Below are 12,655 nucleotides of genomic sequence, written 5' to 3'. Positions count from 1 at the left end.
CAAATAACCGTTGACTCTTGAGTGTGAACTATTAACTATGGATGGCTCATTCAATCCATTAAAGAGCGTCCTTTAACAGATGCCAAATCAGTTGGAGCTAACACCTCTGATGTGGTATAGTATCCTGCAGCTTTCTTTGCTTCTATTTCCACTCGCGCATCTTGGGGAATCAGTTCTTCTGGAATTGGCACTCGTTCCACAATTTCAATTCCTGATTGAGTAATTGCATTGTATTTCATATTACTCATCGATACCATGCGGTCAATGCGGGTAATGCCCAACCAGTGTAACACATCTGGCATTAATTCTTGGAATCGCATATCTTGCACCCCAGCCACACATTCAGTCCTTGAGAAGTAGGCATCAGCGCGATCGCCTCCTTCTTGACGCTTGCGGGCGTTGTACACTAAGAATTTCGTTACCTCGCCCAAAGCACGTCCTTCCTTTCGGCAGTAAACAATAACACCTGCACCCCCTTCTTGTGCTGTTTGTATACAGACTTCAATTCCGTGTACCAAATAGGGGCGACAGGTGCAAATATCTGACCCGAATACATCAGAGCCATTGCATTCGTCGTGTACTCGTACTGCCAAAGGTTTATTTGGGTCAGTAATGGCTGCTACATCTCCTACGATGTATATAGTAACACCTCCAATCGGCGGCAGAAACACCTCAAGGTCGGAACGCGTGACCAATTCTGGGAACATACCCCCAGTTTGTTCAAATAAGGCACGTCGCAAGTCCCCCTCTGAAATTTGGAAGCGCTTGGCAATTCCCGGTAGATACCAAACCGGCTCAATAGCGGCTTTAGTGACAACTAAATCGCCATTGGATTTCATAATTTTGCCATCAACTTGCAAGCGTCCATTTGCCACACAAGATTGTAGTTCGGGTATGTTGATGTGAGCCTTTGTAACCGCTATTGTCGGACGTATATCATATCCCTGTTCGTAGTATGATGCAAAGACCTCATTAACCATGCCTCCAAATGGGTCAAGGGACACAATCTTATCTGGGTCATACCAGCTTGGATGTGGTCCAATGTGCTCAACTGGGGATGTGTTGGTGAGATCTGCCCTGTGATCTGATTGAAGTACCCCGCTTGCCACCGCCAATGCCCGATAAACCGCATAACTACCAGAGTGGGTACCAATAACGTTACGGTGTGCCTGATTGGTTAGAGTAGCTATCACCGGACCCCGTTTCCAGGGATCGGCTTCTCCCCAATTGATAGCGATTGGTTTGGGACCAAAGCGACTGGGATGCGAAGTGAGAACAATATGCCTGAAAATGCTTTTTTGCTTTGGCATAGTCGTTTGTTTTTGTGTCTTTTTTATCAATTTTTAGCTATTAGCGATTTATCAACAACTAGCAACACGTTTTAATTTGTAAAATGTGGGATACTATTGACAAATCGCTAAACAACTCTAAAGATCGAATTCGGCATTAATCGTATTGGAGACTACAGAAAAGCACGAAGAATAAAGGGTAAAGGAGAAAAAACTTCTAGTTTATGTAGAATTTGGTACGATTCTCCGAGTTTCTTCAGAGGAACTTCATTTTACACTTTATCCTTCCGGTGGCTTCAAGGGTGACTAATTAGATAATAATGTGCGAAATTTGATCCAAAGCTACTATCACTGACCGCGAATTCATGGATTCTTTATTTATCAATTGTCTACTTGAAGACTTGAAAAATCCCGATGAGACAGTCCGCGAGGAGTCAACTAAGAAACTCTGGCGCATCTGGTTTCACCAAAAGGGGATTCACGGGCTGGAAACAATCGAACGCAGCCAACAGTTACTGGACTCCGGAGAGACATCTCAAGCTGAAGCCGTTCTTACGGAACTCATTCACGACCAACCAGATTTTGCCGAAGCCTGGAACCGTCGTGCTTTCCTTTACTACACTAACAGCCACTACGAAAAATCTCTAGCAGATTGTCAGATGGTTGTTCAACTTAACCCGGTGCATTTTGGAGCACTTCACGGGATGGGCTTGTGTTATGCCGCTATGGGGCAGTATCCTGAAGCTATTAGAGCTTTTCGCCGTGCTTTGGAAATTCAGCCTTATTCTCAAGTCAATCAAAAATTGATTTTAGAATGTACGCTTCGATTGAGCTAAACCGATAGTATCCGTTAAGTACAATCCCCCAACTCTCTAAAAGGATACTGCAGGCAAATAGGGGCTTACATCCCCATTGCACTACAAACTTACGTAGAGACGCGCCATTACGTACAGACGCGCCATGGCGCGTCTCTACATTGCCTAAGGGGTCATCCATAAAATTGATATCTAAGGACTGTTCGATGAACGAGGCGCTACCAAATTTATCAATAACAACCCATAGGCTGAGTCGCCGCCAGTTTATTCAATATAGTTCAATTGCGATTGGCAGCAGCATAATCGCAGCCTGTGGCAATAACACAACAGCACCATCAACAAATTCTGGTCTAAATAAAGTCACTTTTGGCACAAACTGGCTGGCGCAAGCAGAACACGGAGGATTTTATCAGGCGATCGCAACTGGCATTTACAAAAACCACGGTCTGGATGTCACTATTAAGATGGGAGGACCTCAAGTTCCCACCGGGACTCAACTGTTAATGGGAGGTGGGGTTGATTTCTTTATGGGATACGGTATTGATGCAGTGAATGCCGTAGTACAGGGAATTCCCAAAATCACCGTAGCAGGTATCTTTCAAAAAGACCCCCAGTGTTTGATTGCCCATCCTAACACGGGAGTTAAGAGCCTTAGCGATCTCAAAGGCAAGCCTATTTACCTGTCTGCGGCTGCTAACGTGACATTTTGGCCGTTTCTCAAAGCAAAGTACGGTTTTACCGATGCCCAAAAACGACCCTACAATTTTAATCCCGGACCCTTTCTGACTGATAAAAATTCTGCCCAGCAGGGATATGTCACCTCAGAACCTTTTGCGATTGAAAAACAAGGTGGGTTCAAACCACTCGTGTTTCTACTGGCAGATTTTGGCTATACACCTTACGCAACGACGATTGAGACAAAAAAAGAACTGGTAGAGAAAAACCCAGATTTGGTACAGCGTTTTGTGGATGCAACAATCAAGGGATGGTATAGCTACCTGGAAAACCCCAGCCCTGGAAATGAACTGATCAAAAAAGATAATCCAGAAATGACAGATGAGCAGCTAGCTTATAGTATTCAGAAACTTCAGGAATATGGTTTGCTAGTGTCTGGAACAGCTCAAAAAGATGGTATTGGCGCAATGACCGAGGAACACTGGGATACAATGTTCCAAGAAATGGTTAAGGCTCAACTCTTTCAACCAAGTGCTAAATATAAGGATGCATTTACCTTAAAATTTGTCAATAAAGGTGTACAAGCTTACAAAGCCTAGATAGCTAGGTGTGGTATTGCAGTATAGTTCCAGTTTACATCGTCAAATATAGGCAGACTACTACACCTGGGTTTAAGCAACACCTTTTTTATCATTTTCACGATAGAACAAAGGTGTTATTCACCTTGGATGTACTATCAGACACCCCCTATCCCTCTCCACAATCTCTTGCAAACTAAGTATCAAACATATCAAAATAGATGACTTAAGGTATACAGTTTTGATATTAACTTCTGCGATCGCTTGGGCTAAACCGTATCACCCCCTACACTACCCAGTAATTAGTATTTTTTTACTCAATATTATGTATGAAAGCACGGAGATTGCAAAATTTTAAGCAGTCTTTGGGTGCGATCGCTCAAAGCGCCCCCTTCAAGCAATCGCCCGATCGCGAATCATAACTCAAGCTTATATTTCAAATCACTTCTAATAAAGAGAGGAGTATGAACGGATGGGGTTTCGTTTGTGAGGCATTGCGGAGGAGCCTTTTTGCCCTTTGGAAAAGAATTCTTCAACTTCTAAAACGTCTGTTCTTTGCAAATTGCGAATTTCAACAGAAAACCGTTCAATAGAGGCAGCTAGTAAAGCCAATTGCTGTACAAAGTCCGCATGACGATCGCGTGAAACCACTTGAGTGGAAGCCGTATCTGGTTTGAGTCCAAGTTTTTGACAAGCGATCGCTTCTATGCTGGGTTCAACATTGGCATAAGTTCCCACAGCACCAGAAATCTTCCCAACTGCAATGGTTTCACGTACATTTCTCAGGCGTTCTTGGTGCCGCAAAACTTCTGCCAACCATCCTGCTAGTTTAAAACCAAAAGTGATGGGTTCAGCGTGAACACCGTGAGATCGCCCAATCATGACTGTATTTCGATGTTCTTTTGCTTTTTGTCGAATGACATCAATCAAATCTGTCAAACGTTGTAACAGAATATCAAGACTCGCAACTAACTGCAATGCTAAAGCTGTATCCAGTACATCGGAACTAGTTAACCCCAGGTGAATGTAGCGCCCTGCATCACCCACGTATTCATTAACATTTGTTAAGAAGGCAATCATATCGTGGCGGACTTCAGTTTCAATCTCTAGCACCCGCTTTGGGTCAAAATTTGCCTTTGCCTTGATTTGCTCAACCGCTTCAGTTGGAATATAACCCAACACAGCCTGGGCTTCGCAAACAGCAATTTCTACTTGCAACCAGGTTTTAAACTTATAAGTCTCTGTCCAAAGATTGCCCATCTCAGGCAAGGTATAACGTTCAATCACGAGCCGCCACAGTTTACATACAACTGTCATATTTTACAAATAACGCAGGCTGTCTCAAAAGCTTTATTAACTGAACTACCTACTTGCGTCTGAAATAAATCAATCTAATTTTAAAAAATTAAATTTAATTTACTAAATTAAATTTATATTAAATTCTACTTTTCTCTTATGTTACTAGTACACGTCGGCACAAATAAGGCTGCCATTGCAAGCTTGTGATCAAGCTTGCAATGGCAGCCTTATTGTACCTGCTGTTTTTTTAACACTAATATTCTATGTGTTATAAATTTACATAATTCTATATTGAGATTCTGTATCTTTTGGATGTGGTGTCATTCTTTACTCTTAAGGAAAATAAAAATTGGTATTTGTGGAATATCATCTGCGTAGAGTTGAACCCCGATTATCTCGGGGTCTTTTTCTATCTAAGTATAGACACTTACAAAAACAATTCTACTCCTTTTGATTGTGGGTGCATAATTAACCTTGAGTCAGAATAAAACTGCAAAGCTTCTCCAGCATTTCTCTTCTCAATAAGAATCCGAGCCTCTAGGTTAAACTAGGGGCTTCTTCTTAAAACAAGTTCTCCTGAACACCGAGATCGCTGCATGTGTATCAAGGATGAAGGGTAAAGGATAAAAAGTCTTTTGAGTTACAAATAGGTATGCAATTCCCCTGTTGCCCAGTGAGGTTCATGCTTCATCCTTTAGTTGACTTATGGATGTAATAACTATGCATTTTTATAGATTTAAGCATGATAGGGATTTATTAAATTAGAATAAGAAGATTTAGTTTTCTTGATGCCACACATTTTGTCTAAAAAATTTTTATCTGTGGTAAAGCATTCTGAGTTAGAAATTTCTGAGTAGTATACATCATACATAATTTATTTTCCAAATATGGAATCTGTGCTTCAAAAAGAAGTTATTGGCAATGTTGTTGAAACAGCGCTCCTCATTGACCCTATAGAATCAGCAAAGATAGTAGGGTTACACTATGTGACAGATAACATTCCAGGAATTCAGCGTCAAGCTGCAGGCGAAGATTTTTGTTACATTGACGTCAATGGCAATGAGATTTGTGATGAGGAAGCGTTGAGCCGCATTAAATCTCTAGTTATACCACCTGCTTGGACTGATGTCTGGATTTGTCCATCACCTCATGGACACCTACAAGCTACGGGACGTGATGCTAAAGGACGAAAGCAGTACCGCTATCACAAGGATTGGCGACAAACACGCAGTCAAACAAAGTTTAATCGCATGATTGTCTTTGGGGAAGCACTGCCCAATATCCGCAAGCGAGTTGAGGAGGATATGGGACTGAAGGGTATCCCAAAACAAAAGGTAGTAGCAACAGTGGTAAAACTTTTAGAAATCACAAGAATTCGTGTCGGAAATGAAGAGTATGCTCAAACTAATAAATCCTTTGGCTTGACTACAATGCGCGATCGCCATGTAGATATTTCCGGCTCAAAAATCCGATTTAAGTTTCGAGGGAAAAGTGGTGTAGATCATGATATTGAATTAAGCGATCGCCGTTTGGCAAAGATTGTCAAAAGCTGTCAAGATATTCCAGGTCAAGAATTATTTCAGTATATAGACGAAGAAGGGCACCGCCAACCTATCGACTCTGGAACGGTGAATGAATATTTACGCGAAGTGACTGGTTTAGACTTTACTGCCAAAGACTTTCGTACTTGGGCGGGTACTGTTTTAGCTGCACAGGAATTGTACGAGCTAGGGGAATTTAAATCCCAAACACAAGCCAAGAAGAATGTAACTCAAGCTGTCAAAAATGTAGCAGAATATCTTGGGAACCGTCCGGCAACCTGCCGCAAATATTATGTACATCCTGCAATTCTTGATGCTTATATGGCAAATTCTTTATTCCAGTTTTTGGAAGAAGCATCAGATATCAAGACAAATTCACCCTACTCTTTACGACCGGAAGAAGTGGGAGTGCTAAAGCTCTTAGAACAAAATTTGTTGGAGGAAAGCCAACAAGAATCTGAGTAGTGTGAGATAATTAGTGCGGGAGCATCAAGTGGGTACGGAAGGTAACACAAAAATGAGCGTGCAACTAGGGACTAATCTCGTCAGGATCTTCTAGTCGATAGTGGCAGGTTTATACCTGTTGAGACTAAAAGAACAACATGGATTTTCCCCCGATCTGCATTAACGTCTTAAGCCATACCAACCGACGTATCTACTGACTTCCACACTTTGACTTTGGTAAAATACTCAGAGGTAATAAAGAAACCCATGTTGAATTCATGAAACTTATCTGTCTGATTCAAGCAAATGAAAAGCAAGAGTAAAGCTTTGATTTGGTTGAAAAGCTAACTAAGTAAGGGTCAGTTTATTATTATATTTTTTATACATGACTTTACAAAGCTCGAAACGCAAGCGTGGCGTTACACTGACTACTAAGGGTTTACAAAAACTCCAGGAAGCAAAGCGTGAGTCAGAAGCAAAGGATAATTATGGAAATAGGTATACTCTTGAAGAAATGAGTATGCGGACGGGTTTGTATACCAGTACCATTTCAAAAGTACTCAATAGTGAGGGAGGAGTAGATAAAACAACACTAGAAAAGCTATTTTCAACTTTTAACGTAAAGCTAGACAAAAATGACTATATAAACTCAAATACCTATGTTGATTGGGGAGAAGCTACGGGAACCTCAGTTTTTTATGGGCGCGTAGAAGAACTCACCACGTTAGAGCAATGGATTATAGATGAGCGTTGCCGCTTGGTAGCACTATTGGGCATAGGGGGCATAGGTAAAACGTCTCTGTCTGTGAGATTAGCGCAAAAAATTCAGGAAAACTTTGAATACGTTATTTGGAGATCGCTACGAGAAGCTCCACCCGTTCAAGCTATCCTAGCTAATCTGATCCAAGTTTTATCTGACCAAAAAGAAACAGAAACTAATTTACCAGAAAATTTAACGAGCAGAATATCATTACTGCTTAATTATTTACGAAATCATCGCTGTTTGTTAATACTTGATAATGCAGAATCTATCCTGTCTAGTGGTAGTCGAGCAGGAGTTTATCGAGAAGGATATGATGGATATAGTGAGCTTTTTAGAAGGATAGGAGAATCCACTCACCAAAGTTGTTTAATAGTGACTAGTCGGGAAAAACCCAAAGAGGTGGCATTACTCGAAGGACAAGCATTACCCGTTCAGTCATTACGATTGACTGGTTTAAAAGTGGTGGAAGGGCAGGAAATATTGAAAATTAAGGGTCTATCTGCAGTAGAGGAAGAAGAAAAAGCAATAATTGAACTGTATGCTGGTAATCCATTGGCTTTAAAGATAGTTGCTACGACTATTCAAGACGTATTTGATGGAGATGTCAGTGAATTTTTGCAACAAAATGTAGCGGTTTTTGGAGACATTCATGACATTTTAAACCAGCAGTTTGAGCGCTTATCAGGTTTAGAAAAAGACATAATGTACTGGCTGGCGATCGACCGTGAACCAGTTTCACTATCAGATCTGAGAGAAGATGTGGTATCACCAGTGCTACCACAAAAATTACTGGAATCTCTGGAATCTTTAGTCCGTCGGTCTCTAATTGAGAAGGCTTCGCCTACGGTATTTGAGAACAGTGCAGTAGTCTTCACACTACAACCGGTTGTTATGGAGTATGTTACCAACCAATTGATAGACCGAGTTTGTGAGGAAATTGTTACTCAAAATATCAATTTATTCAGGTACCATGCTTTAATCAAGGCAACGGCGAAAGATTACATTAGAGACATTCAAATTCGCCTCATCCTCAAACCAGTTATAGATGGTTTACTTGATGCTTTTAAAAATAAAACAAATTTAGTCAAATATCTGACCCAAATTCTTGCAAAGCTACAGCAAGAATTTCCGCTAGAACCAGGGTATACAGCAGGAAATGTAATTAATCTACTTTGTCAACTACAGACAGATTTAAGCACCTATGATTTCTCTAGTCTAACAATTTCCCAAGCAGACTTGCGAAATGCAAAATTGCATGATGTGAATTTCCAAAATGCCAATCTAGCTCAATCCGTTTTTGCGGAAACCTTCGGTGGTGTTGTGTCAGTAGCCTTTAGCCCTGATGACAAATTTTTGGCTATGGGGGATACTAATGGAGAGATTCAATTACGGCAAGTGATAAATGGCAGGCAAGCTTTGATTTGCAGGGGTCATACTAGTTGGGTTCTATCACTTGCCTTCAGTCCAAATGGTAGAATTTTAGCTAGTAGTAGTGGCGATTATACAGTAAAACTTTGGGATGTTCAAACAGGTCAATGCCTGCAAACCCTCCAAGGGCACGATAATGAGGTATGGTCAGTGACCTTTAGTTCAGATGGTAGTATGCTAGCGAGTGGCAGTGATGACCGGACTCTTAAGCTATGGAATTTTAGCACTGGTGAATGCTTGCGGACATTCCTGGGACACACAAGTTGGGTACACTCAGTTGCTTTTAGTTTAGATGGGCAGATGCTCATGAGTGGCAGTGACGATAAGACTGTGAATTTGTGGGATATAAACACGGGCGAATGCCTGAAAACTTTTCAAGGGCACACTGATGGGATACGGTCAATTGCTGTTAGTCCTGATGGACAGATAATGGCTTCTAGCAGTGAAGATAAGACTGTCAAGTTGTGGGATATCAAAACAGGTGAGTGCCTCGCAACTCTCAGGGGACATTCAAATGAAATATATTCAGTTACCTTTAATCCAAAGGGTAATGTCCTAGCAACCAGCAGTCACGATCAGATGGTGAAGTTATGGGATGTCGGTACAGGTGAATGCCTCAAAACCTTTGAGGGACATTCGAGTTGGGTATATTCAGTTGCTTTTAGTTCACAAGGCGAAATCCTGGCTAGTGGCAGTTACGATCAGACGGCAAAGCTATGGAGTGTGAGCAGTGGTCAATGCCTTAGAACATTTCAAGGATATAGCGATCAAGTTATTTCAGTCACTTTTAGCCCAGATGGGAAGACACTCGCTAGTGGCAGTCACGGTTCTTCAGTGCGGTTGTGGAGTGTCAGCACAGGACAAATATTGAGAACACTTCAGAGCCATTGTGCTGCCGTCTGGTCAGTTGCCTTTAGTCCTGACGGTCAAACACTAGTAAGTGGTAGTGAAGATCGAACGGTGAAGCTATGGGATATCAGCACGGGTGAATGTCTCAAAACTTTTCAGGGACATCGTGGTTTAGTCTGGTCAGTTGCCTGCAGTCCTGACGGTCAAACACTAGCAAGCAGCAGTGAGGATCAAACGGTGAAGTTGTGGGATGTCAGAACAGGTCAAATCTTAAAAACTTTCCAGGAACATCGTGCAGCAGTTTGGTCAGTTGCCTTTAGTCCTGATGGCAATCTTCTAGCCAGTGGCAGTCATGACCAAACGATAAAGTTATGGGATGTCAAAACAGGTGAGTGTAAAAGGACTTTAGAAGGTCATACAGCTTGGGTTTGGTCAGTTGCCTTTAGCCCAGATGGCAAGCTACTCGTGACTACGAGTCCTGATGGCACAATGAGATTGTGGAGTGTTTATACTCATGAATGCCTTAAAGTTTTACAGGTCAATACTGGTTGGTTACAATTAGTTATTTTTAGTCCAGATAGCCGGATATTAGCTTGTTGCAGCCAGGATTTTACAGTTCAGTTGTGGGATGTTAGTATGGGACGATGCCTGAAAACCTTACAGGGGCATACAGGCAGGGTTTGGTCAGTTGCTTTTCATCCTGATAGTCAAACTCTAGCTAGCAGTGGTGAAGATGAAACAATTATTATATGGGATACAATAACAGGCAATTGTTTAACAACGCTCAAAGCAGACAAACCTTATGAGCGCATGAATATTACGGGAGTTACAGGTTTATCGCCAGTGACTATTGGTACACTCAAAGTGCTTGGTGCAGTTGCTTGAAAAAGCGTACCATATAAAAATGGTGCGTTACATATTGTTAACGCACGCTAAAAAACTTTTAGTTTATTTACGTATTATTCGAGCAAGATGGAAGTATCAGGCTGAAAGTTTTCAAACAAACTGAATTTTGGTTAGACAAGTTGCTTACTCTACAGACAACATCTTGCCAGAAGAACTCCTTCGCGATCGTACTCATCAGCCAAAATACTATCTAAATTAAGTTCGATGCCCCCTGAAATTCCAATCTCATTCTCAATAAATTGACTATCGAAATATTGAATCAAGGATTGCAAATCGGTATTTGTAGTTGTCGATGTTCTTAAATCTTGAGCATTAGAAGTAAAGGGACATGAAATCACTTCTCCTTCATTGGACTGCTCTGCGTCAATTTTCGTATCATTACCTTGGCGCAAAGTCCCATTTACATTAGTTTTACGTGATGGATTGAGGGCTAACTTCTCTTCATAATTTCCAGATTCAGCAGTTTGTGTTGATGTAGCATATGCTGGTGGCAATAATCCAGTAGCAATCAGGACATTTGCTAACAGAGTAGAGGCAATGTAAGTATGCAATTTGTTTCTTAACATGAGCGTATTGTTAGTGCAATTATTAAAGCAAATCAACTAGAGCATCGGTTAAGTCATCTCACGCAACCGATGTTGGAAAGAACATTTTCGGTTCCTGGGTCATCGATAGCTCTCGCTTGTTAGTTTTTGTATAACGCTAATGGGCGCAACACACATTCCAGTTCCTCGTCTGAAATGTAATCTTCCTTAGAAGAGTTGAACTGCAGCAATGCAGTTTCGTAACAGGCAGTAGCAACGCGGACACGCTCATCAGGAGTAAGCTCTACAATCATCTTAATGGTTTCCTCCACGTGTTCCAGATCATCACCTACACTACTGTGTACCCGAAGACATCGGGTAGCATGAATACCTGATGGCAGCAAAGCCTCAACCATCTGGATGTGCTTTTCTTGAACACCTGTTGCCAGACGTTCCATCGCATAGGAATAGCCAACACAAGCAATCGGATCTGGAGCCCTTACGCTTTGAGTTAAATAATTTACCAAAGCGATTGCATAAGGAGGAATAAGTGCTGCCACTACAGCCTCAGCTTTATAGCCCATCGACTGAATGTCAAGCAAGGCTAGCCGATCGTGACCTCTTTCTTCTCTGGCTTTCTGTGCTGCCCATTGTGAGAAATTTTTACGACCCATCTTTTCAAAACGCCTTGCGGCTTCCTCAAGCAGTGGAGGATAGGAGTGGGTTAAATGGTAGGAACCTGCGAGCCGCCATAACCATTGTACGGGTGTTAAAGCAGGCGGTTTAATGCTTGATGATACAGCGCCCTTCGCGGATGCTATGGCTCCATCCAAGAGTTTTCGAGTCCTTGATATACTGCCTGCTTTAACCGTTGTTTGAGCAAAGGGAGTGTCAGCTTCTATAGAATCAAGTCGATGTAACCAAACGCGTTCGGCAGTTGCCACTACCACTTTATCAGGCGCAACACGTACCCATTCTGCATCAATTAAAACGTCATTACGCATGATATGTTTCCTCATTTGCTGTTACTATAAAATGAGGGAAAAAAAACGAGGGAAAGTAACTCGTGGAACAATTCCTGACTTGACTTTGTCTAAATACTAGTAGGAAGGTGCAATCGCCAAGCCCCCACCTGGATATTATCGCTCCTCTTAAAAATCAAACGTATCATTTTGCTTCCATACCTTCTAGCTTTTTGACCATCCCCTGTCTTACCCTTAAGAGGTACTTGAAGGTGTATGTGCTTCTCTATGAGATGTTCGTTTAAGTAAATGGGATTGTTCAGCGTTATTTGGTTTTATATTCTCAGATTTAGCATTCATAGCGGGCAAAGTAAATGCACAAAGGTTGAACCGCAACCCTCTTGTGTTATGGCTCACTTCACTTACCTAGGCGTATATCAGGCTACTAGATGACTAAAGCGATCAAACAATTGAGAAAGGCGAAGGTTCTGTTATTCTCCTACAACTAAAATTTTTTTTACCTTTTTAGTACATATTTTTACCAAAATTAACATGAACTTACAATTAAGACAAAAGTAAAAC

The 12,655-nt window shown here is 41.5% G+C and carries 7 protein-coding genes and 1 pseudogene; 4 read left to right on the top strand and 4 right to left on the bottom strand.

What is annotated here, in order from left to right; genetic code table 11:
• Positions 1–50 precede the first annotated feature (50 nt).
• A complete protein-coding gene (locus tag ACYRY3_RS28065) occupies positions 51–1,310 on the bottom strand; it encodes a GTP cyclohydrolase II (RefSeq protein WP_460204954.1) in 1,260 nt (419 codons plus the stop codon).
• A 344-nt stretch (positions 1,311–1,654) separates the two neighbouring features.
• Here ACYRY3_RS28065 and ACYRY3_RS28060 point away from each other — a divergent pair, with 344 nt between their 5' ends.
• Together ACYRY3_RS28060 and ACYRY3_RS28055 are read left to right on the top strand one after the other, a co-directional pair.
• Positions 1,655–2,125 (top strand): tetratricopeptide repeat protein, encoded by a 471-nt coding sequence (locus tag ACYRY3_RS28060; protein WP_460204953.1) that lies wholly within the window; start codon positions 1,655–1,657, stop codon positions 2,123–2,125.
• Between the two features lie 185 nt (positions 2,126–2,310).
• Entirely contained in the window at positions 2,311–3,378 is a 1,068-nt protein-coding gene (locus ACYRY3_RS28055) for an ABC transporter substrate-binding protein (protein ID WP_460204952.1), read from the top strand.
• Positions 3,379–3,822: 444 nt separating this feature from the next.
• Here the strand turns inward: ACYRY3_RS28055 and purB are convergent.
• Positions 3,823–4,644, bottom strand: a pseudogene (purB, locus tag ACYRY3_RS28050) (adenylosuccinate lyase); the annotation flags it as partial.
• A gap of 899 nt (positions 4,645–5,543) precedes the next feature.
• Between purB and ACYRY3_RS28045 the strand changes: the two are divergent.
• Together ACYRY3_RS28045 and ACYRY3_RS28040 are read left to right on the top strand one after the other, a co-directional pair.
• Positions 5,544–6,662, top strand: coding sequence for a DNA topoisomerase IB (locus ACYRY3_RS28045; RefSeq protein WP_460204950.1), 1,119 nt, complete (start codon positions 5,544–5,546; stop codon positions 6,660–6,662).
• A 364-nt stretch (positions 6,663–7,026) separates the two neighbouring features.
• Positions 7,027–10,566 (top strand): WD40 repeat domain-containing protein, encoded by a 3,540-nt coding sequence (locus ACYRY3_RS28040; protein ID WP_460204948.1) that lies wholly within the window; start codon positions 7,027–7,029, stop codon positions 10,564–10,566.
• Positions 10,567–10,715: 149 nt separating this feature from the next.
• Here ACYRY3_RS28040 and ACYRY3_RS28035 read toward each other — a convergent pair whose 3' ends face one another.
• Together ACYRY3_RS28035 and ACYRY3_RS28030 are read right to left on the bottom strand one after the other, a co-directional pair.
• A complete protein-coding gene (locus ACYRY3_RS28035) occupies positions 10,716–11,153 on the bottom strand; it encodes a hypothetical protein (protein WP_460204947.1) in 438 nt (145 codons plus the stop codon).
• A gap of 119 nt (positions 11,154–11,272) precedes the next feature.
• A complete protein-coding gene (locus ACYRY3_RS28030) occupies positions 11,273–12,115 on the bottom strand; it encodes a hypothetical protein (RefSeq protein ID WP_460204946.1) in 843 nt (280 codons plus the stop codon).
• Positions 12,116–12,655: the final 540 nt, after the last annotated feature.

This window comes from Scytonema sp. NUACC21, assembly GCF_054684315.1.
Note: the sequence above shows the minus strand (reverse complement) of the source record. Positions and strands in the feature narration are given on the sequence as shown.

Bases quoted from the DNA above. Each gene is read 5' to 3' on its own strand.
- ACYRY3_RS28030 (WP_460204946.1), bottom strand. From the start codon at position 12,115: ATGCGTAATGACGTTTTAATTGATGCAGAATGGGTACGTGTTGCGCCT.
- ACYRY3_RS28060 (WP_460204953.1), top strand. From the start codon at position 1,655: ATGGATTCTTTATTTATCAATTGTCTACTTGAAGACTTGAAAAATCCC.
- ACYRY3_RS28035 (WP_460204947.1), bottom strand. From the start codon at position 11,153: ATGTTAAGAAACAAATTGCATACTTACATTGCCTCTACTCTGTTAGCA.
- ACYRY3_RS28045 (WP_460204950.1), top strand. From the start codon at position 5,544: ATGGAATCTGTGCTTCAAAAAGAAGTTATTGGCAATGTTGTTGAAACA.
- ACYRY3_RS28065 (WP_460204954.1), bottom strand. From the start codon at position 1,310: ATGCCAAAGCAAAAAAGCATTTTCAGGCATATTGTTCTCACTTCGCAT.
- ACYRY3_RS28040 (WP_460204948.1), top strand. From the start codon at position 7,027: ATGACTTTACAAAGCTCGAAACGCAAGCGTGGCGTTACACTGACTACT.
- ACYRY3_RS28055 (WP_460204952.1), top strand. From the start codon at position 2,311: ATGAACGAGGCGCTACCAAATTTATCAATAACAACCCATAGGCTGAGT.